Origin of the sequence: [Brevibacterium] flavum (assembly GCF_019317305.1) — a bacterium.
Taxonomy (GTDB): domain Bacteria; phylum Actinomycetota; class Actinomycetes; order Mycobacteriales; family Mycobacteriaceae; genus Corynebacterium; species Corynebacterium glutamicum.
Window position 1 is genome coordinate 1,862,475 of record NZ_CP079240.1, and the last position, 19,896, is coordinate 1,882,370.

Here is a 19,896-nt window from a genome sequence, read left to right on the forward strand (position 1 = left end):
ACTGTAATTATACGGTTTTTGCCCCAGCGACAACCAAATCTGGCAATACCTATATAACGACGTCCCGTAGCCGAATGTCTCCCCCCGTTACTTAAGTTCGAGATCACATGTTCAATTTCTCGGGCTCAATACCTTGCGCTCAATTTCCCAAGCTCAATTTCAGTCGGCGATGTCAGGCGGTGGATGCGACACCCTCTTCCTAAAGGAGTGTCCATCCATGACCAGCAAAGAACACCCCCTCACCCAGGAGGCCACCCGCCGGGTGGCCGGCGGTGAACGAGTAATCGATGTAGCAGAAAAACTCGGGATCCACCCATCCACAATCTACCTAGCGCTCAAACGCCGTGGCCTACCAGTCGGGGCCGGCGCACCTCACCGTGTTCTGAACCCACAAAAAATCCCGCAGAACGCGAGTCTGCGGGATTTTTCTTAGTTCACCAATTGGGTTTAGCTTCTGCCTGGTCGCCAGGTTCCACTTGATCGGTGATCATCCACAATGGGTTTGCTTACTGTACGTTTTGCAGGTGCTTCGGGGGTCACACCGTCAGTGTCGCTTTCGGTGCCGTGCGCGGAGGCGTCGGCGTTGGGCTGTGGGGTGGCGTCGATAAGCGTGATTTGTCCGTCGCGCAACTTCATAACGGAAGCGGTGTGCGCTTTGGTTTTGCTGAGGCGGTTTTTCAGGCTGACCAGCAGTGGGGTTGCCAGGAAGACGGAGGAGAAGGTGCCTTCGATGACGCCGATCAGCTGGATTAGTGCGAGGTCTTTGAGGGTGCCAACACCCATCATCCAGACGGCGACAACCATCAAAGCGATGATCGGAAGTGCAGAGATGATTGTCGTGGAGATCGAACGCATGAAGGTCTGGTTGACCGCCAGGTTGGCTTGTTCGGCGTAGGTTCGTCTGCGGCTGCCTTCGAAGCCTTCGGTGTTTTCTCTGACCTTGTCAAAGACCACGACGGTGTCGTAGATGGAGAAGGTCAGCACGGTGAGCAGACCGATGACGGTTGCTGGGGATACTTCGAGGCCGATGACGGCGTAGATGCCGGCGATGACGATGCCGTCAACAACAAGTGCTGCCATGGCGGCGATGGCCATTTCACGCTCGAGGCGGAAAGCAATGTAGATCGCTGCGATAACCAGGAAGGCAATCAGAGCCAACACCATGCGTTGGGTGATGGTGGAGCCCCATGATTCCGACACCGTGGAATTACCGATGGCATCTGGGCTTGGCTGGCCCTCAGAGTTTAGGGGTTGGTATTCCTCGTAGATCGCCAGGCGGGCTTTTTCTATATCCTCATCGCTGAGTCGCTCGGAGTGGATCTCTAGGGTTCGGGCGTCGCCGGAACCGACGATCTGCACGATTTCCGGAGTAATGCCGGTGGCTTCAGTAAAGGTTTCCTCCACCTGTTCGGTGGAGTAATCCGATGCTGGCATGCTCATCTTGGTACCGCCCTGGAAATCGATGCTCAGGGAGAAGCCACGGATGGCGATGAACAGGATCGAGATAACCAGCAAAATGCCGGTGATCCAGTACCACAGTTTGGTTTTGGCGATGAAGTCAATGCCGCCGTCACCGGTGTAGAGGCTGTTGAACCAACTGCGTTTTTTGGCTGGTTTTACGCTCTGAGTTGACAGTGATTCAGTCTGGGAATCAGTCATGGCTACTTCTCCTCCTCTTGGTTCGTATCGGTGCCAGGTGCTTCAGAATTGTCAGTGGAAGACTTGTCAGTGGAAGCCTTATCAGCTGCCGCATTCTTGGCATGGATCTTTTTCAGGTACTCAGGCTCATCCAATTCACCGTTGGCGCGGCGTTCTTCAACGAGCTTCATCACTCGTCCCATGCCGTTGACCGATGACTTGGCAAAGAATGGGTTGCGTGATGCCAGGATAACCAGTGGTGCCGTGATCAGGAAGGTGACAACGAGATCGAATACGGTGGTCAGGCCAAGGGTAAAGGCAAAGCCCTTGACTTCGCCGACCGCGAGCAAGTAAATCACGATTGCGCCGAGCAAGGTGACCATGTTGCCTGTGACGATGGTGCGCTTGGCGCTTTCCCATGCACGAGGTACTGCAGATCTAAAGGATCTTCCTTCACGGATCTCATCCTTGATGCGCTCATAGAACACCACGAAGGAGTCGGCGGTGGTACCGATACCGATGATCAAACCGGCGATACCAGCAAGGTCTAGGGAATATCCGATCCAACGTCCCAGCAGTACCAGAAGGCCGTAGACCAACACGCCTGCTGCAAACAGGGTGAACAGGGAAACGAATCCGAAGACGCGGTAGTAGGCGAACACGAAGATGGCGACCAGCGCGATGCCGACGATGCCTGCGATCAGTCCGGCCTTCAAGGATGCTGCGCCTAGTGATGGCGGAACGGTGGTGGTAGTTCCGCCGCGCTCGCCGTTTTCACCTGCGAAGCTCAGGGGCAGTGCACCGTAGCGCAGGTTGTTCGCCAGATCTTGGGCTTCAGTTTGAGTGAAGTCACCGGTGATGGATGTTGCAGAACCCACAGGGGTTGCTGACTGAATCACGGGTGCAGAAATCACCTGAGAGTCCAGGGTGATGGCAATCTGCTGCTGCAGGTACTGGCTGGTCAGAGAGGACCAAGTTGCAGAGCCTTCTTCCCCATCGCCGGATTTGAAGGCAAAGCTGATTTCCATCTGGCCGGTCTGGGCGTTGAATCCACCGGTGATGGGACGGTTGGTATCGATCTCATTACCGGTTAGGCGCGCACCATTTTCCTCATCGGTTTCGCCGTTGAGCAAAGGTGCAGGATCAAGTACATACACGCCACCTACAGCTGGATCACATGCCACCAATGGCAGGCGTGGATCATCGGTGCCGGCCAAAGGATCCATCTCATCAGTGGTGCACTGCATCAAAGAACTTGCAGCGATCTGGACAGTGGGATCGGTGGACTGGCGGTCGGTGCGCAGCATGTCCGTGATTTCCTGGCGTCGCTGTGTTGCCTCAATGGAGTTGGCTGGCTCATCCATAGGGGTCGCCGACACGGTGACGGGTTCTGGCTCAGTTGCTTCTTCGCCTTCCACCGCAGTGGTCGATGCAACAGCGGTGTTCATTTCCTCCAAGGAGGCATTTGCCTGCTCTTCGGTGATGACGCCGTATTCAACCCACCTGTTGGCCATCTCTTCCAGCTCTGGCATCAACGTGGTCATATCGGGCATTCCTGCCTGACCAACGGGACGGAACAGCAGCTGGGAGGTCTGTCCTAGGGATTGCGCCTGTGCGGTATTTTCCCCAGGAACAGTGATCACCAGGGTGTTACCGTCAGCGACCACGCTTGCACCTGAAACGCCCATGCCGTTCACACGGTTTTCCAGAATGGTGCGTGCCTGATTCAGCTGGTCCTGAGTTGGATCCTGCCCCTGCGGCACGAGGGTCACTCGGGTTCCGCCTTGCAGATCAATACCCAATTTTGGTGTGGCAGAACGATCGCCTGTCAACAGCACCAACGCATAAACACCAACGACGATGAGAACAAACAACGCTATTGCGCGTTTTGGCCATCGTTCCCAGGCGCTAGCGGCACTCTTTTTTTGCCGAGCCAAGAAAGTCTCCTTCAATTCCAATCAACCAGACAGCCACGCTTGTCGACGCCCACCCACTCCATGCACCACTCACCCACGCGAGGTGGCTTGGGTGAGTGCGACACGAGCGAGAAAGGCAAAGTAACGGTGCCTTCGGGATAGTGTTTAACCCAAAACATGCTACGCCATCTGCGTAGTTTTGCCTTCCCATACCCCTGTGAGTCTGGCTACCAATATGAGTAGATATATAAACAGCACCCTTGCCCACAGAAAGTAATGAGCAAAAGGGTGCTGAATTATTATTAATTTCTAACGATTCTCAGGATGTCCGTCAGTGCGTCCATCGAAACCATCGTTCGGCTGATCGTCTTCTGGCTGATCAAACAGCGTCGGCTCATCCAACACCTGAGGTTCATTGGCCTTGGACAGCACACGCACGATAGCAAGCTTTTCAAACGTGCTGATCATACCCGGCGCGATCTCTAGATCAACGGTTTCTGCAGTGGTGGAAATGACAGTTGCGTGCTGGCCCGCAGTGGTGACAATGCGGTCGCCTGGGACGACAGAGTCCTGCAGCTTTTGGATTTCAGTCATCCGTGCGCGCTGGCGACGGCTCATGAGGAAGGTGGGAACGATAAAAATGGCTAGAAGAACTATGAGGAAAAGGATGTCCATGGTTAGCTAGTTTGCCAGACCATGGAACATCCTGGCCACCTAAGGTGGCTAATAATCGCCGATGGTGCCTTCTGGTGGTTCCAGCCCCAGGTGTCTCCATGCAGCTGCGGTTGCCACGCGTCCCCGTCCGGTTCGTGCAATCATGCCGGCACGCACCAAATAGGGCTCGCATACTTCTTCCACTGTGCCGGGTTCTTCACCAACTGCAACCGCGAGTGTGTTCACGCCAACAGGGCCTCCGCCATGTCCGCGGATCAAGGCATCAAGCACTGCCCTATCCAGGCGATCGAGTCCGACTTCATCGACATCGAATACAATCAGCGCAGCATTGGCAGCACCCATCGTGATGTGACCATCCGCATGAACTTCAGCGAAGTCACGGACTCGACGAAGCAGTCGGTTAGCAATACGAGGAGTACCACGAGACCGCGAGGCGATTTCCACGGCGGCATCGTTGTCGATTCCGACATCGAGGATCTTAGCTGTTCGTTTCACCACTTTGGTCAGATCAGGCACATCGTAGAATTCCATCTGCGCGGTAAAACCGAAACGGTCACGCAGTGGGCCGGTGAGCATGCCCGACCTGGTGGTTGCACCAACGAGGGTAAAGGGTGGGATCTCCAGCGGGATTGAGGTAGCGCCAGGCCCCTTACCGACGATGACATCGATCCGGAAATCTTCCATCGCCATGTACAGCATTTCCTCGGCAGGACGTGCGATGCGGTGAATCTCATCGATGAACAGCACGTCCCCTTCCATGAGGTTGGACAGCATGGCAGCCAGATCGCCTGCGCGTTCCAAGGCTGGGCCTGAGGTCATACGCAAACTGGTGCCCAACTCCTGGGCGATAATCATCGCCATGGTGGTCTTACCCAGGCCAGGAGGGCCAGACAACAACACGTGATCGGGAACCACACCACGGTTTTTCGCGCCGGTAAGCACCAAACTCAGCTGATCGCGCACCTTCGGTTGGCCGATAAACTCGGTCAAAGACTTCGGACGAAGTGTTACTTCCGCATCGTATTCATCAGGCTTCAGGTTCGCATCTACGTTGGTATCAGCTGCACGGCCTTGACCACCGTTTCGACGAGGTGGAATTCCTCCCGGAATTTCAAACTCTGTTCTTTCCACATCGGACATGAGGGTCTACTTTCCGCTGAGTTTTGCCAATGCGGCACGAAGCGCGCCACTGGTGTCCAAGGATGGATCCGCCGCCAGCACAAAGCTCACTGCATCATCTGATTGCTTCTCGCTAAAGCCCAACCCCACCAGCGCTTGAGAAACCTGCTCCACAACCACCTCAGAAGCAATGTTCGCGTTAGGCAAGGAAATTTGCTCCCCTCCCTCATCCACGACACCGGCAGCAAAAGCTGCGACCTTGCCTTTAAGCTCCACGATGAGACGATCTGCCATGCGCTTTCCCACACCCGGAACCCGCTGCAAAGTTTTGGCATCGGCATTGGTGATCGCCTGAGAAATCTCCAGTGGGCTCAACACCGATTCACATGCCAAGGCCAGGCGTGGACCCAATCCAGATACTGTTTGCAACACGGAAAACATCTCACGTGATTCATTGTCAATAAACCCATAGAGTTTCATCGCGTCTTCGCGGACCACCATGGTGGTCAACACCAGTGCTTCCTCACCGCGGACCAACTGTGACAAGGTGTTCGGTGTGGTGACAACCTCATAGCCCACGCCATTGCATTCAATGACAGCAGAGCTCAGACCAATGTTGATAACAGTGCCACGAAGTGAGGCAATCATGAAGACACTCCTGAAAAATGTACTAGAACTTTTTAAAAACTAATTGGTGTCAGTTCGTTGAAACTGACTGGGATGAGCGGCTTTAGCAGGATCGGATGCATGGGATTGAGCTTGTTCCGCATTGTAAGTTGATTTCGCTTTACCCAATTTTCCTTGCTGCACACGCCGTCGCTTTTCCAACTCTTGCTCGGAGTACTGTGATTGCGCCCGCATAAGCATTGGCGCCCGCCAGCAGTGACACACCGCCAACGATAAAGCATCAGCGGCGTCAGCAGGTTTGGGTGGCTCACCAAGGCCCAGAATTCGAGTGATCATGACCGTCATCTGTTTCTTATCAGCGCGACCATTACCGGAGATAGCCTTTTTCACCTCACTGGGGGTGTACATGTGAACTGGCAATCCGCGTTCAGCAGCAGCCAAGATCAACACACCCACCGCATGCGCAGTGTTCATCACGGTGGAAACATTTCCGCGCTCAAAGACACGCTCAATAGCAATGACATCTGGGGTGTACTCATCCATCCACTCACCCACTGCTTTGCTGAGCCGAAGCAACCGCTCCGCCAACTCCGCATCTGGTGGGGTGCGCACCACACCTACCGACACTGGATACACGGTACGACCACGACCTGCTTGAACCACAGATAAGCCACAACGGGTAAGACCTGGGTCAATGCCCATTACCCGAAGCCCTTCGTGGTTCATATTCGTGTCCTCACTGATTCGTCGCTGATTCGTCGCTGTGCAGTTGCTATTCCATACTCATTTTTAGCACAAAATTGCGATCACCCCGCTATCCTCTGCGTTTTAGCTGCAGGGATAGCGGGGTGAACGGAGTGCGGAAAATACGAACTAGTCGTTTTCCAGCTCTGCCAAAACCTCATCGCTCAAGTCGATGTTGGTGTAGACGTTTTGCACATCGTCGGAATCTTCCAACGCGTCAACAAGCTTGAAGATCTTGCGTGCACCGTCAGCGTCCAGGGGGACCTGAACAGATGCCCGGAAGTCTGATTCAGAATCTTCTACTTCAATGCCAGCTTCCACGAGTGCGTCGCGAACAGCCTGAATGTCAGTTGGTGCGCAGGTGATCTCGAACAGATCGCCGTTGTCGTTGACTTCTTCAGCACCAGCTTCAAGAACAGCCATGAGCACGTCATCTTCACTAAGATCGCCCTTTTGCACGGTGACGACACCGGTGCGGGTGAACATGTAGGACACGGAACCGGACTCGCCCAAGTTGCCACCGTTTTTGGTCATTGCGGTGCGAACTTCGGTAGCTGCGCGGTTACGGTTGTCGGTCAGGCACTCGATAAGCATGGCAACGCCGTTGGGGCCGTATCCCTCGTACATGATGTTCATCCAGTCAGCGCCACCAGCTTCTTCGCCGGAGCCACGCTTGCGTGCACGTTCGATGTTATCGTTCGGCACAGAAGCCTTCTTGGCTTTCTTGATCATGTCATCAAGCGTTGGGTTCGCAGACGGATCTCCACCGCCTGTACGTGCCGCAACTTCGATGTTCTTGATCAGCTTGGCAAATTCCTTGCCTCGCTTGGCGTCGTTAGCAGCCTTCTTGTGCTTGGTAGTCGCCCATTTTGAGTGGCCAGACATATGCTCCCTTTCGTCGTCTAGCTTCCATCATCCACCGGAAAATGGTTTCTCACGCAGCCCAGAGATAGCTCAATACACCACCGAATGTGTGGTGCGCCGTGTGAAAATTTTAGACTCATGTTGCGGTGGCGAAAGCCGGGTAGCTTCCATGGAAACGGAGTTGGTAGTTGGAACTGATGAAACAGTATACGCCAAGGTCAAATGATGAAACTTAAAGGGCACCAATTTCTGTCGCGTTACCGGATTCAGATCTTCAAGTTCGCTGCATTTTAGTCTTTGCGCATCGGAATTGATTGCGCACCCTCGTGAAGTGTGCGGGTCATTCCCTCTTGATTGACAATAGCGACCAAATCTCCCTGCTGGTTGAAAAGCCGCCCGTGAGTCAAGGCTCGCCCACTTGAGGCCGATGGAGAACGCTGATCATAAAGCAACCATTCATCGACGCGGAAGGGACGCAGGAACCACACTGCGTGATCAAGTGAGGCCATCTGCATTTTCTCACCTGGGTGTGGCACCAGGGCACTATGCAGCAAAGTCATATCGGACAGATAAGTCAGAGAACACTGGTGGAAGGTGGGATTATCCGGAAGATCAGCGGTGCACCGAATCCACACGGCTTGCTCAGTAGCGGTGAAATCGCTGAGTTCTAATTGATCCTGCGGGATAATGCGGATATCCCATTCCGCCCATTCATCAAGCACTCGCCTACTTGAAATCGGCATGCGCTCCACGGTTCCCTTGATCTCATCAGGAGCTGGAACTTTACGCATCTTGTCCATGTGCTCAATGCCTTCATCCCCACGATGAAAGCTGGCCTGCATGCTGAAGATTACTTCGCCGTCTTGGATGCCACGCACCGAGCGGGTGACGTAGCTTTTTCCGTCGCGAACTCGATCCACTAAATAAATTGCAGGTGCTGTTGGATCACCAGGAGCTATAAAGTAGCCATGCAAAGAATGCACAGTAAAGGCTTTATCAACAGTATGCGTCGCTGCTACTAAAGCTTGGGCAGCGACCTGGCCGCCGAAAGTCCTGGCTAAATAAGATTCGATAACGGGACCACGGTAAATATCACGGTCGATTTCTTCCAAGGTCAAAATATCTTCAATAGTCTTCACTGATCACTCCCAATTAATCTATGCACTTCGGTGAGGTTACTCACAAAGACTAGCGCGCAAAGCCCAGCAATAAGGTGATGTTTCAACGATTAGGTTACGGTAGGGGCCATGACGCCACAGAAACTTCACCGTTTTGCAGCCCTATTAGAAATGGGTACCTGGACCCTGCTGATCATCGGCATGATCTTAAAATACAGTGGAGTAACAGACGCCGTAACCCCTATTGCCGGCGGTATCCACGGCTTTGGCTTCCTCTGTTTTGCAGCCATCACCATCACCGTGTGGATCAACAATAAGTGGACATTCCCGCAGGGTATCGCAGGTTTGATCGTCTCTGTCATCCCGTGGGCCGCATTGCCATTTGCATTGTGGGCAGACAAGAAGGGCCTGGTTGCCGGTGGATGGCGCTTTTCAGATCCTTCCGAAAAGCCACACACTTTCTTGGACAAGATCTTGGCCCAATTGGTCAGACACCCAGTCCGATCCGTTCTGATTCTGCTGGTGATCATCGCCATCGTCTTCTCTATTTTGCTGGCGATGGGACCACCTTATGATCCAGATGCCATCGCAAACTCTGTAGATTAAACAACAGCCTCCTTCACATGAAGGAGGCTGTTTCACATTTAAGTCAGCAGATCTGTATCGAGTAGTTCGAAGTACTCCGGCAAGGGTGCGGTGCCGCCGAGTCGGAAGGATCTGACCATCAATCGGGTTCGAAGATCGCGGGTGTCACTGACGGCTTCGTTGTAGAAGCGGTGGGCTAATTCCACGCGGGTGGCAGCGTCCACGATGGAATCTGGAAGGGTCTTCCCCTGTTTCAAGATGAGTTCAGAGATTTCTCGTTCGGCGCGGGCGCGTTGGGAGAAGCGGGAGTATTCCAGGGGAATTGCTTCAGCGCGTTTTGAGGCTTCTGCTGCATCGGGCAACAACGCACCTACTAGTGCTGCTCGGCGATCCAGTGCTGCTTGCAGGGCTTGTCTTGCTGAGTCGGTGCGGATGTGGAGCCGGTTGAGGCGTTGTGCTGTGAAATATGCCCACAGAACGGTTGCGGTGACAACGACAGCGATGAGGAGGTAAACAAGGGTCATCCAAGCCTCACTTTGTCGATCGCAATGGTTTCATAGACTGCCATGACCTGGGTGGATACTGTCGACCAGTCGTAGGCGTTTGCGCGCTTTAGCCCCGCGGCGATAAGCGTGGAACGGGAGGAGGGGTCGTCGATAAGCGCTTGAAGTTTTTTGGCTAAGTCGGCGTCTGAGCCGGTTTTAAATAGCACGCCCGCTGGCTGTGCGGCTTCAGAATCGGTGACCAGGGAGAACGCTTCTAGGTCGCTGGCGACGACAGCGCATCCCGCGGCCATCGCTTCCACTAGCACGATGCCGAAGCTTTCGCCGCCGGTGTTGGGTGCGACATAGATATCTGCGCGACCTAAGATTGCTGCCTTTTCCTCATCGCTGACGCGGCCCACAAAGTTGATGCCGGCGACTTCTCGCGGGGTGCCGCCGCCAATGACGGTGCAGGTAAACGGGCGATCCAGCCTGGTCAGAGCGCGCAGGAGGATGTCGAGGCCTTTGCGGGACTCATCGAGGCGACCCAAAAAGACGATCTCTACAGGATCATTCGGTTCGATTTGGCGCGCGGCCTTGAACATGGAGGTCTCTACCCCGTTAGGGATCAGTACAGGATCGCCACCGACTTGCTCCACCTGCCAGCGCCTCGCCATTTCAGACACGGCGATGCCTGCCCGCACTTTCTCCAGCATGGGCGAAAGCACTGGTAAGAAAGCCTTGAGCAGCTTCGATCCGCTACTGGAGGCGTGGTAAGTAGCAACGATGGGGCCTTCCGCAAAGCGTAGCGCCGCCATGGAAAAACTTGGTGAATTCGGTTCATGGATATGCAGCACATCGAAGTTGCCTTCGCGGAGAAACGTGCGCACGGCCTTGAACATTTTCGGCCCAAAACTCAAGCGGGCAACCGAGCCATTGTACGGAATCGGGATGCTGCCACCACCGCGCACCACGAAATCGGGCACCTGCGTATCCGCGCTACACGGACCAAGCACCTGAACCTCATGGCCTTGGGCAATGAAGGTTCGCGCTAAGTCAAGGATATGCGCTTGAACACCGCCCGGCTCATCAAAAGAGTACGGGCAGACCATTCCAATTCGCACCTAATTGTCCTCCTGTGATCTCACCGGCTCTGGAAAATCTGTCTGCGACCGCGAGCGCTTAAGACGCTCCGGATCCAAATCACCAAACCACAGGGGTTGGAGCATATGCCAATCGGCAGGGTGCGCCGTAATATTTGCGGCAAAAAGATGCGCGATCCGCTGCACCGTGTCAGATAAATTATCCACGGTCACAGCATCGGATACGCTGAGACCCCAGCCGTCGCCATCGAACCATGGATGCACCACGTGCAGCGCCGCACCTGTTTCAATTGCTAACTGTGCAGGTCCTGCTGGCATGGAGGTCTTCTCACCAAAAAACGTGGTTTCCACGCCGGAATGCCTCAGGTCACGCTCCCCGAGAAGGCACACGATACCTCCAGATGTCAGGCGCTCTTTCAGCTTTTCAAACGGCGGACGCTCGCCACCGGTGAGAGGCAGCACCTCAAATCCAAGGCTTTCTCGAAACTCCACGAACGCTTCAAACAAGCGTTCCGGCTTGACCCTTTCTGCAACGGTGGTGAATTGGCCATGATGGCTAATCAGAAAAGCGCCAGCCATATCCCAGTTGCCGCTGTGTGGAAGCGTCAAAACTACGCCCTTGCCGGCAGCCAAAGATTCATCCAACAAATCCAGGCCAACAGTTCCCTTACGCAGCCGCGCAATCAGCTCAGGATCTCGCGCAATTGCCGGAAGCCGGAATGCCTCCAGCCAATACCGCGCATAGCTGCGCGTTGCTTGCTTCACCAGCGCCTGCGTAACGTTTTCCGCACCGACCACCCGCGCCAGATTAGCGCGTAGCTGCCCCATGCCTTTTCCGCTTTTCGACGCCAGATCCGCCCCAAGGTCAAACACTCGGCGAGCAATAGGCAAAGGGAGCATCCGGACAAAACGCCAACCAGCCAGATAGCCTATAGCGCTTAAATTCTCCGCCCAATTTTCCGCTGTGCAGACATCCTTCGGCTTCATGCGATGCTCCCTCGGCTAATTTTTATTTGGTGTTGCTGTAATCTGCCTTCGCACCTGCTGGCGCCTTGGTAAATTCCTTAGCCAATGGGGACTTTCCAGCCATGACCAAGCGCTGCACAACAGTGTAAATACTGCCAGCTGCAAGGGCCCACAGTGCCACATCGATGGCATATGGAACGCCCATTCCGGTCAGCCCCAAACCAACAAGGCTGACAATCAGACGCTCAGGGCGTTCCACTAGACCGCCGTCCATGGTGAATCCGGAGGCCTCTCCCCTGGCTTTCACGTAAGAGATCACCTGGGAGGCAACCAAACAAACCAAGGAGGCAGCGACCAATGCCTGTGGTGCATCGTAGGAATACACCAGCCACCAGGTAATCGCACCAAATAGTGCACCATCAGTGATGCGGTCACACGTGGCATCCAAGGTGGCACCAAATTTGGTGCCACCACCTTGCATGCGAGCAACCGTGCCATCAATCATGTCGAAAGCCGCAAACAGGCCCGTCAAAACTGCCGCCCAAATCAAATGCCCCGTAGGAATCAGCAGCAAAGCCACCCCAACGGTGAGGCCAGCGCTGACTAAGGTGAGCTGATTAGGCGTCACCTTCAACTTGATCATCAATTTGGCAACAGGCTCAACAATAACCTGCGCAGGCTTACGTCCATGAAGTCCCAGCATCAGTGCTCCTTCGGTGCTGCGGTACGGATCGCTGAAGTCAGCGTTGGGTCGACAGTGCCTGGTGCCCCATCAATGGTGCCCCATGCTTGCGCAAGCATGGCCCTGGTTTGACGCAGGGTCTGCGGTAGCACTTTGACGCCGTCAATCACAGTCATGAAATTAGCATCACCCGACCACCTAGGCACCACATGGACATGAAGGTGATCTCCCACTGAGCCACCCGATGCTTTGCCAAGGTTTAAACCAACATTGACAGCATCAGGGTTTGACACCTGCTTCAGCGCCTTGATGGCCGTTTGGGTAAAGAGCATCAACTCCGCAGATTCTGCCAAGCTCAGATCCTCTAGATTCTTTTCCTTACGGAATGGGATCACCATCATGTGTCCAGCGTTGTAGGGATACAAGTTGAGCACGCAATATACCAACTCGCCCCGCGCAACGATCAGGCCGTCCTCATCACTCATTTTGGGAACCTCAATGAAGGGGTCCCGCTTGGCGGTAGTTGATTGCTTACCGCCAGATCGAGTGTTGATGTAGCTCATCCGGTAGGGCGCCCACAGACGTTCCAGTCTGTCGGGCTCCCCTAGACCTTGATCAACATATACATCCTGACCAACGTGGCTGTCAGATGAGTCCATCTCAGGGCTACCTGCGAGCTGCAATGGAGTCCTCGCTCGGCTGATCATTGATGCGGTCACCAATCCAGGAAGAAATCACAGCGATTGCCTCATCGACGGGCACGCCGTTGACCTGGGTGCCGTCCAAGAAACGGAAGCTCACTGCGTTTGCTTCCACATCGCGGGCACCGGCAAGCAGCATGAATGGAACCTTGCCGGTGGTGTGGTTGCGGATCTTCTTCTGCATGCGATCATCGGAGGTGTCCACGTCTGCGCGGATACCCTTTTCACGCAGCTGAGCGGTGATTGTCTCCAGGTGTGGAATGCAATCATCAGCAACTGGAATACCCATGACCTGGTGAGGTGCCAGCCATGCTGGGAAAGCACCAGCGTAGTGCTCCAACAACACGCCGAAGAAACGCTCGATGGAACCAAACAGTGCGCGGTGGATCATGATGGGCTGCTGCTTGGAACCATCAGATGAGGTGTATTCCAAGTTGAAGCGCTCAGGCATGTTGAAGTCCAGCTGCACGGTGGACATCTGCCAGGTACGGCCAATCGCGTCGCGTGCCTGAACAGAAATCTTAGGTCCGTAGAATGCGGCACCTTCTGGGTCTGGAACAAGTTCCAGGCCAGAATTGGTGGCCACACGGTTCAAGATTTCAGTGGAACGCTCCCAGATCTCATCAGAACCGACTGACTTCTTAGGATCGCGGGTGGAGAGCTCCAGGTAGAAATCATCCAAACCGTAGTCACGCAGCAGCGACAGGATGAAGTCCAGGACAGAGGTGAGCTCTGCTTCCAGCTGATCCTCGGTGCAGTAGATGTGAGCATCGTCCTGGGTGAAGCCACGGGCACGGGTCAGGCCGTGGATCACACCGGACTTTTCGTAGCGGTAGACGTTACCGAACTCAAAAAGACGCAGTGGAAGCTCACGGTAAGAACGTCCACGAGAATCGAAGATGAGGTTGTGCATTGGGCAGTTCATGGGCTTGAGGTAGTACTCTTGGCCCGGCTTGGTCACATTGCCGTCTTCGTCGAATTCCGCATCCACCTGCATTGGAGGGAACATGCCATCCTTGTAGAAACCAAGGTGACCGGAACGCTCAAAGAGATCCTGCTTGGTGATGTGCGGGGTGTTCACAAAGGAGTAGCCGGCTGCGATGTGGCGGCGACGAGAGTGATCTTCCATCTCATTGCGCACGATGCCACCGTTGGGATGGAATACTGGCAGACCAGAGCCCAGATCATCTGGGAAGGAGAACAAATCAAGTTCGGTGCCTAGACGGCGGTGATCGCGCTTTTCTGCCTCAGCGAGCATGGTCTGGTAGGCATCTAGGGATTCCTTATCCTCCCACGCGGTACCATAGATGCGCTGCAGGCCAGCGTTGTCTTGATCGCCTCGCCAGTACGCAGCAGACGAACGAGTCAACGCGAATGCTGGAATGTAGCGGGTGGTTGGAATGTGTGGTCCACGGCAAAGATCAGACCACTCCACCTCACTGGTGCGAGGGTTGACGTTGTCATACGCGGTCAGTTCGCCTGCGCCCACTTCGGTGGCTTCATCAGAGTTAGGATCAACGTTGCCCTTGTCCTGGATAAGTTCCAGCTTGTAAGGCTCGTTCTTCAACTCTTCCGCTGCAGCTTCAGCGGATTCATAGACGCGGCGCTCAAACTTCTGGCCGGTCTTGATGATCTTCTTCATCCGCTTTTCAATGGTCTTGAGATCTTCCGGAGTGAAAGGCTCAGCCACATCAAAGTCGTAGTAGAAACCATTTTCAATGGCTGGGCCGATGCCCAACTTGGTTCCTGGGAATTCTGCCTGGACAGCCTGTGCCAGCACGTGAGCGCACGAGTGGCGGATTACTGCGCGGCCGTCATCAGTATTTGCAGGTACAGCGGTGAACGTAGCAGTGGTTTCTGGGACGTGTGAAAGATCCTTTAGTTGGCCTTCAGCGTCTTTTGCACAAACGATAGCCTCTGGACCCTTGTTGGGCAGATCTAGTTCGCGCATTGCTGCACCAATTGCGGTGCCTGCAGGGACCTCAAAAACAACAAGGTTTGCTACTGCGGTATCTGTGGTGTTCACGAAAATTGCGCTCCTTCGTGCGCTCACGTGGGCAAACGGCATACCTGGCCGCCCCCACTAGTTCAAGGTGCGCAGCTGACCTGGCGCTCCCGATACGTCCAAAAGAGGGAAATATCGGGATTCACCGCAGATATATTAGGCAATATCTGATGTGGTGCGTGAGCTTCTTTGGCTTTGTCTACTTCAGTCGTCCTACTGATGACGCATTAGCAGTTAAAGAAACTCACAGCCGGTGGCCAACTGTCGTTCCACATCCTACCGCGTGGCGGGTTATAGAAGGAGTCCGGCACCCCAAAAATCATCCCGAGATGAATCATTCGGGTCGGTGCCTGGCGGGATGAAGAATACTGCGGAGCCAATGTGGGTAATCCACTGGTTCAGGCGGTCTTGCTCATCCAGCCGTTGTTGAATGGGAGTGAACTGCAGATCGGGGTTTTTCTGGAAGCAGATAAACACCAAACCAGCATTGGAGAGTTCCTCTGAAGTGGGATCTGGTGGCAGGTCATAGTTGAACACTCGTCGAAGAATCACCTGCTCCGGATTGCTTTCCGGTGCACGCGATCTAGCCATGTGGCTTGCCGGATCGATAAGCGGCAGACCATAGGAATCGCGGGCGGAGTAATCAGCCTCAGAAAACTCATCGCCACCACTAAGTGGCGCGCCGGTATCCAAGGTGCGTCCCACAGAAACTTCACGGGACGGGCGATCCAGAATTTCCCATTCATCCAAATTCATAGCAATACGACGCACAACCATGCAGCTGCCATCAATCGCCCAGTCCGGACCCTCAGAAATCCAGGCAGTTTGCTGGATTTCATCATCGGTACGGGGATTCACAGTGCCATCTTTTTGGCCAAAGAGATTCCGCGGAGTCTCATCCGTCTCATTCACACCATGGGCATTCATGAAACCCTGCTGCACCCACCGCGTAGCCGCATAATCCACACCAGAGCGAATCATATGCCTAGTCGCATGACTCAACGTCACCGGATCATCACTACAAATCTGCAGCACAAGATCCGCCTCGCCCCATTCCGGACGCAACTGATCCCGCTCAAATTCAGGAATCGGCTTCAACCACTCGGGACGAAGATCAACCTGCTGGGTCACGTCGAAAAGCGAAGCACCGAAACCACATGTAATGGTGAGGTTTGCCGGCGACGTCACCATCTCCGGCTCCAGGCTGCCCAGCGGCGTCTCTCCAGCGCACAGCGCGCGGGCATCTTCGGTCCACACGCGCATCAACCGCGTCACGCCAGCGCGATCCACGCCCGCACGCAGCGTAAACGCAACCAGATTCAAATTCGCCTGATGCGGCGTCGCAATGCCGGCCTGATGGCGGCCATCAAACTCCACCACCTGGCCTTTTAAGCTTATCGACGCACCGTCCGGCTCATTTTCCCCCGCACTGCACCCCGCCAACGCGGACGCACCAGCAATCAAGCCGGCACCCCCTAGGAAACCCCTACGAGAAACCATGTCTCTCCTTATATATAGTGGCCGGCTTAGTCGCCCTCGTGGCCTTCAGTTCCCAGATCGCCATAATCCTCATCACCAGCAGCAATGGTGCGCGCCGGGATCGGATCAAGCTTAACTTCAGAACCATCAGCCAATTCAAGAGTGACCGTCACTTCATCGCCAGCCTCGATTGGGTTCGCAAGCCCCATGATCATCAAATGATCGCCACCTGGTGCCAGCTCGATGCTCTCCCCTGCAGGGATCACAAAACCACCTGGCTTTTCCTGCATGACGCCATCAACAACCTCATGGACCTCAAAGCTGGCAGCATCAACATTCGCAGTAAAGCCAGTGACATTGACTTCAGCATCAGAATTGTTCACCAACGTAGCGAACACTGCCGTCATGTCACTGTCTTCCACAGACGCACGAACAACAGCGTTTTCCGTGGTGATCACAGCATCGCTTACCTGCGTGCTGCTGGAGGAAGTAGTCTCCACGCTCGTGGAGGTGGAATCACTTTGATTAGCAGGCGAACACGCCGCCATAACCAACGCACTGCTCAGTACAGCACCTGCGACAAAAAACTTCTTCATGGTGAATAAACCCTCTTATTTCTGGTTACGATTCTTTGCAATCATCATGACGATGGCACTTGCAACAACAAGCACCGCCACGATGCTCAAAACCCAATTCCACGGCGCAGGAATTCCAGAAGTTTCATCAGCAGTTTCAGTTGTCTCTGCTTCGGTGGTCTCTGAGGTGTCAGTGGTTGCTGCTGACTCAGTTGTCGTTTCAGCAGAGCCTGTCACCTCAAAAGAGATTGAACCTTTAGTAGCGTGACCATCAGAAGACGTGATCTGGAAACCCAAAATGTAGTTACCAGCTCCCGTCTGCACATCAGATGGCACTTCATAGCTCAAGTGCTGCCCATCAAGCTGAGGAGTTCCAGAAGTTAACACCTCTCCGGAATCCGCATTGCTCAATGCAACTGTTGTGAACAGATCCTGAGGAATACCGGAAAAATCCAACTCAATGGCCTCCGGGAACTCATCAACGACACTGCCATTTTCAGGATTAGAATCCACCACCACATCATGGGCAGCAGCCTGCGGAGCGACGAGCATCGACATCGCGCCAACGCCCAACACCCCAGCAGCTGCCACCAAGGTACGCAATTTTAGATTCTTCTCTGAAGCCACATTCAACCTCTCATAGATGGGCGAAACTTCCTTTTCGCCGTGGTCGGACGCATTAGTTTCATCTTTGCGCCCGGTTAGTTGTCGAAATCTTCCCCCACTTAGTTCCCCAGAGGGATATATCAAGCGGAGGTTACCAGTAGGTAAATAGAGTCTATCCAGCTTGGAGCCACTTTTCGAAGTCGTGTGATCTAGACTACGTTCCCATTCTGGGGGTGCCTTGAGCAGGTTCCGGGGTAGAACTCAAGGGCGGGAAGGCATTACCACATGCACCCATACACGAATAGAAAAAATGTGCGAATATTCACCACAAAAAGCGGATTTCCTGCTGGCTCGCGGCCTGTCAAGTAAATGTGAAGAATGACGTAGGATTTCTCAGATACTGATCACTCAATCAACAGATACTCATCACCGACCCGACTCGCATTAATACTCACCTTCCGCGCCGGCACCTTCACCCTCGGTGGACGATGAAACCTCTCCGGATGAGCCGCATAATAACGCCGCAACACACCCCGACGCTGCTGCGCGGTAGACACCCAACTGCCATCAAAGACCTGCTCCGGAATGAAATTCGCAATCCCGCTGTGATAATCCGTGGTGTTATACGCCGAAATCACCAACCCCAAACTCTCATCTGCATCAGTGATCGAATCATAAACCTCCAACCCCAAACGATGATGCTTAATCGTATGATTCACCGACTCACAATGCGGATTATCATTGCTAACCCCAGGCCGAATCAACGACTGCTCCACCCCATAACGCTCAAGCATCCTAGCCATATCCTTGCTCGTCATAATTGAACCGTTATCGGAATGCACCACCTCAACACGACCTAAACCTTCCTGCTTGATCGTCTCCTCGATCAACATGACAGCCACATTTTTGTCTTCACGTGACTGCAACGTCCACCCCACAATCTTGCGGGAAAACAAATCCATCACCACATGCAAGGCATACAACACCCGCGTATGTGATCCCTTCACCCACGTCACATCCCACACAAACACCTGACCAGGACCTGTCGCTGTCACCGTCGGCACAGTTGCTGGTTCACGAGTACGTCGCGCAGGTTTAACCACCGGATCACGCAAGGTCTGCGCAATCCGGTAAAACATCCGCTCACCAGCTAAAAGCCGCTCGCCACTATCAAGATGCTGGTAATAGATTTGTCGCACACTCAACCCCTGCTCAAACCCGGCAGACAGCAGCACGGCGATCTGGGCGCGGTCAGCATCACTGATGCGTTTAGACCCACTGCGCTTAGTATGCGGGATCGGGTTTTTCACCCGCGACCTGGGATGGTGTCGGTAGTAGTAACTAGATTCCGATAGCCCTAGAACAGCAAGTGCATTCTTTTTGGAATACCCGCTTCGGCGTAGACAGCTAATCAGGTGCTCTTCAAGATCAAGGTTGTTCTGATACATGCTGCGCTGTGATGTGGATAGTGTTGCGCCTCCTCGTCTTATTCCGCGCCATCCTTGTGCATTATCGCGATAGCTTTTCCCAACGCATCAATTGCGGTGTGGAGCTCCTCATTGTTTTTCTTCAGTTTCGCAATCGTTGTGTCGGAAGAATTATTCCGTGCCTCAGAGGCGTCGAGCTTGGCTTGCATTTCTTCGAGCTGGGCGCGCAGTGCGATGTTTTCGCGGACTTCCTTGAAGGTCATGCGTCCAGTCTGGCGTGGAATCAGCCCACGTTCAAGATCACCATCGGCCAGGCCCCTGCGCCATGTCGCAATCGTTGATGCTGACAGGTTGTGCTGGGCGAGGTATCTACCTTTCGTGCCGTGGGGGCGGGAGAGGTAGGCGATGACGTGGTCTCGTTTTTGCTCCGGGGTGAGCTCTGCTGTGTCGACGGTGGGAATGTTTACGGTCATGATGGATTGTCTCCTTAGCTGGTTTTGACTGCTTCACATTCAGCTAAACAGAAAGGGGCTGTGGTGGATATTTCCGCTTTATCTGCCTGCGTGTGCAACTTTAGGACCGAT

The 19,896-nt window shown here is 54.2% G+C and carries 21 protein-coding genes; 2 read left to right on the forward strand and 19 right to left on the reverse strand.

The genetic code is table 11. The features are described from left to right. Positions 1-217 precede the first annotated feature (217 nt). The gene (locus KW808_RS08945) at positions 218-433 is read left to right on the forward strand and encodes a helix-turn-helix domain-containing protein (protein ID WP_003859902.1); all 216 of its coding nucleotides are present in this window, start codon (positions 218-220) and stop codon (positions 431-433) included. A 14-nt stretch (positions 434-447) separates the two neighbouring features. Here the strand turns inward: KW808_RS08945 and secF are convergent, their stop codons facing one another. The 8 genes from secF to KW808_RS08985 form a co-directional block, all read right to left on the reverse strand. Further along, the gene (gene secF / locus KW808_RS08950) at positions 448-1,659 is read right to left on the reverse strand and encodes a protein translocase subunit SecF (RefSeq protein ID WP_003859900.1); all 1,212 of its coding nucleotides are present in this window, start codon (positions 1,657-1,659) and stop codon (positions 448-450) included. Positions 1,660-1,661: 2 nt separating this feature from the next. Continuing rightward, positions 1,662-3,575, reverse strand: a complete 1,914-nt coding sequence (gene secD / locus KW808_RS08955; RefSeq protein ID WP_003859898.1) for a protein translocase subunit SecD — start codon at positions 3,573-3,575, stop codon at positions 1,662-1,664. A 288-nt stretch (positions 3,576-3,863) separates the two neighbouring features. After that, positions 3,864-4,229, reverse strand: coding sequence for a preprotein translocase subunit YajC (gene yajC / locus KW808_RS08960; protein ID WP_003855900.1), 366 nt, complete (start codon positions 4,227-4,229; stop codon positions 3,864-3,866). A gap of 48 nt (positions 4,230-4,277) precedes the next feature. Then, the gene (gene ruvB, locus KW808_RS08965; RefSeq protein ID WP_003855899.1) at positions 4,278-5,369 is read right to left on the reverse strand and encodes a Holliday junction branch migration DNA helicase RuvB; all 1,092 of its coding nucleotides are present in this window, start codon (positions 5,367-5,369) and stop codon (positions 4,278-4,280) included. Between the two features lie 6 nt (positions 5,370-5,375). Continuing rightward, positions 5,376-5,996 (reverse strand): Holliday junction branch migration protein RuvA, encoded by a 621-nt coding sequence (gene ruvA, locus KW808_RS08970; RefSeq protein WP_003859897.1) that lies wholly within the window; start codon positions 5,994-5,996, stop codon positions 5,376-5,378. Between the two features lie 39 nt (positions 5,997-6,035). Further along, positions 6,036-6,701, reverse strand: coding sequence for a crossover junction endodeoxyribonuclease RuvC (ruvC, locus tag KW808_RS08975; protein WP_011014519.1), 666 nt, complete (start codon positions 6,699-6,701; stop codon positions 6,036-6,038). A gap of 147 nt (positions 6,702-6,848) precedes the next feature. After that, positions 6,849-7,604: a YebC/PmpR family DNA-binding transcriptional regulator gene (locus tag KW808_RS08980; RefSeq protein ID WP_003859892.1), complete on the reverse strand. Its 756-nt coding sequence runs from the start codon at positions 7,602-7,604 to the stop codon at positions 6,849-6,851. A 269-nt stretch (positions 7,605-7,873) separates the two neighbouring features. Beyond that, on the reverse strand, positions 7,874-8,722 hold the full coding sequence (locus tag KW808_RS08985) for an acyl-CoA thioesterase (protein WP_003859891.1): 849 nt from the start codon (positions 8,720-8,722) through the stop codon (positions 7,874-7,876). Between the two features lie 108 nt (positions 8,723-8,830). On the opposite strand from KW808_RS08985, the gene KW808_RS08990 reads away from it, so the two are divergent. Then, positions 8,831-9,307 (forward strand): DUF3817 domain-containing protein, encoded by a 477-nt coding sequence (locus tag KW808_RS08990; RefSeq protein WP_003859889.1) that lies wholly within the window; start codon positions 8,831-8,833, stop codon positions 9,305-9,307. A gap of 38 nt (positions 9,308-9,345) precedes the next feature. On the opposite strand, the gene KW808_RS08995 is transcribed toward KW808_RS08990, so the two are convergent. From KW808_RS08995 to KW808_RS09045, 11 genes are all read right to left on the reverse strand, one after another. Then, positions 9,346-9,810 carry a hypothetical protein gene (locus KW808_RS08995; RefSeq protein WP_003855892.1) on the reverse strand — a complete coding sequence of 155 codons (465 nt, stop codon included), beginning with the start codon at positions 9,808-9,810 and terminating at the stop codon, positions 9,346-9,348. Further along, the gene (locus tag KW808_RS09000; protein WP_003859886.1) at positions 9,807-10,892 is read right to left on the reverse strand and encodes a glycosyltransferase family 4 protein; all 1,086 of its coding nucleotides are present in this window, start codon (positions 10,890-10,892) and stop codon (positions 9,807-9,809) included. Before KW808_RS09000 ends, KW808_RS08995 begins: the two co-directional genes overlap by 4 nt. Further along, positions 10,893-11,858 (reverse strand): phosphatidylinositol mannoside acyltransferase, encoded by a 966-nt coding sequence (locus tag KW808_RS09005; protein WP_003859883.1) that lies wholly within the window; start codon positions 11,856-11,858, stop codon positions 10,893-10,895. Between the two features lie 22 nt (positions 11,859-11,880). Further along, on the reverse strand, positions 11,881-12,540 hold the full coding sequence (gene pgsA / locus KW808_RS09010) for a phosphatidylinositol phosphate synthase (RefSeq protein ID WP_003859882.1): 660 nt from the start codon (positions 12,538-12,540) through the stop codon (positions 11,881-11,883). Beyond that, entirely contained in the window at positions 12,540-13,178 is a 639-nt protein-coding gene (locus KW808_RS09015) for an ATP adenylyltransferase (protein WP_003859881.1), read from the reverse strand. Before KW808_RS09015 ends, pgsA begins: the two co-directional genes overlap by 1 nt. 7 nt (positions 13,179-13,185) lie before the next feature. Next, positions 13,186-15,246: a threonine--tRNA ligase gene (thrS, locus tag KW808_RS09020; RefSeq protein ID WP_003859880.1), complete on the reverse strand. Its 2,061-nt coding sequence runs from the start codon at positions 15,244-15,246 to the stop codon at positions 13,186-13,188. 270 nt (positions 15,247-15,516) lie between these two features. Continuing rightward, positions 15,517-16,725: a Dyp-type peroxidase gene (locus KW808_RS09025; RefSeq protein ID WP_003859878.1), complete on the reverse strand. Its 1,209-nt coding sequence runs from the start codon at positions 16,723-16,725 to the stop codon at positions 15,517-15,519. 26 nt (positions 16,726-16,751) lie between these two features. Continuing rightward, positions 16,752-17,300, reverse strand: coding sequence for a copper chaperone PCu(A)C (locus KW808_RS09030; RefSeq protein ID WP_003859876.1), 549 nt, complete (start codon positions 17,298-17,300; stop codon positions 16,752-16,754). 15 nt (positions 17,301-17,315) lie between these two features. Then, complete coding sequence (gene copC, locus KW808_RS09035) at positions 17,316-17,912, reverse strand: copper-binding chaperone CopC (RefSeq protein WP_003859875.1); 597 nt, start codon at positions 17,910-17,912, stop codon at positions 17,316-17,318. Positions 17,913-18,289: 377 nt separating this feature from the next. After that, a complete protein-coding gene (locus tag KW808_RS09040) occupies positions 18,290-19,333 on the reverse strand; it encodes a transposase (RefSeq protein WP_499651965.1) in 1,044 nt (347 codons plus the stop codon). A gap of 38 nt (positions 19,334-19,371) precedes the next feature. After that, positions 19,372-19,785: a hypothetical protein gene (locus KW808_RS09045; RefSeq protein WP_006285365.1), complete on the reverse strand. Its 414-nt coding sequence runs from the start codon at positions 19,783-19,785 to the stop codon at positions 19,372-19,374. Positions 19,786-19,896: the final 111 nt, after the last annotated feature.

Coding starts and splice junctions, on each gene's coding strand:
- KW808_RS09030 (WP_003859876.1), bottom strand. CDS start 17,300: ATGAAGAAGTTTTTTGTCGCAGGTGCTGTACTGAGCAGTGCGTTGGTT.
- KW808_RS09045 (WP_006285365.1), bottom strand. CDS start 19,785: ATGACCGTAAACATTCCCACCGTCGACACAGCAGAGCTCACCCCGGAG.
- KW808_RS08990 (WP_003859889.1), top strand. CDS start 8,831: ATGACGCCACAGAAACTTCACCGTTTTGCAGCCCTATTAGAAATGGGT.
- KW808_RS09005 (WP_003859883.1), bottom strand. CDS start 11,858: ATGAAGCCGAAGGATGTCTGCACAGCGGAAAATTGGGCGGAGAATTTA.
- KW808_RS09040 (WP_499651965.1), bottom strand. CDS start 19,333: ATGTATCAGAACAACCTTGATCTTGAAGAGCACCTGATTAGCTGTCTA.
- KW808_RS08995 (WP_003855892.1), bottom strand. CDS start 9,810: ATGACCCTTGTTTACCTCCTCATCGCTGTCGTTGTCACCGCAACCGTT.
- KW808_RS09015 (WP_003859881.1), bottom strand. CDS start 13,178: ATGGACTCATCTGACAGCCACGTTGGTCAGGATGTATATGTTGATCAA.
- KW808_RS09025 (WP_003859878.1), bottom strand. CDS start 16,725: ATGGTTTCTCGTAGGGGTTTCCTAGGGGGTGCCGGCTTGATTGCTGGT.
- KW808_RS08945 (WP_003859902.1), top strand. CDS start 218: ATGACCAGCAAAGAACACCCCCTCACCCAGGAGGCCACCCGCCGGGTG.
- ruvA (WP_003859897.1), bottom strand. CDS start 5,996: ATGATTGCCTCACTTCGTGGCACTGTTATCAACATTGGTCTGAGCTCT.
- yajC (WP_003855900.1), bottom strand. CDS start 4,229: ATGGACATCCTTTTCCTCATAGTTCTTCTAGCCATTTTTATCGTTCCC.
- secF (WP_003859900.1), bottom strand. CDS start 1,659: ATGACTGATTCCCAGACTGAATCACTGTCAACTCAGAGCGTAAAACCA.
- pgsA (WP_003859882.1), bottom strand. CDS start 12,540: ATGCTGGGACTTCATGGACGTAAGCCTGCGCAGGTTATTGTTGAGCCT.
- ruvB (WP_003855899.1), bottom strand. CDS start 5,369: ATGTCCGATGTGGAAAGAACAGAGTTTGAAATTCCGGGAGGAATTCCA.
- KW808_RS08980 (WP_003859892.1), bottom strand. CDS start 7,604: ATGTCTGGCCACTCAAAATGGGCGACTACCAAGCACAAGAAGGCTGCT.
- ruvC (WP_011014519.1), bottom strand. CDS start 6,701: ATGAACCACGAAGGGCTTCGGGTAATGGGCATTGACCCAGGTCTTACC.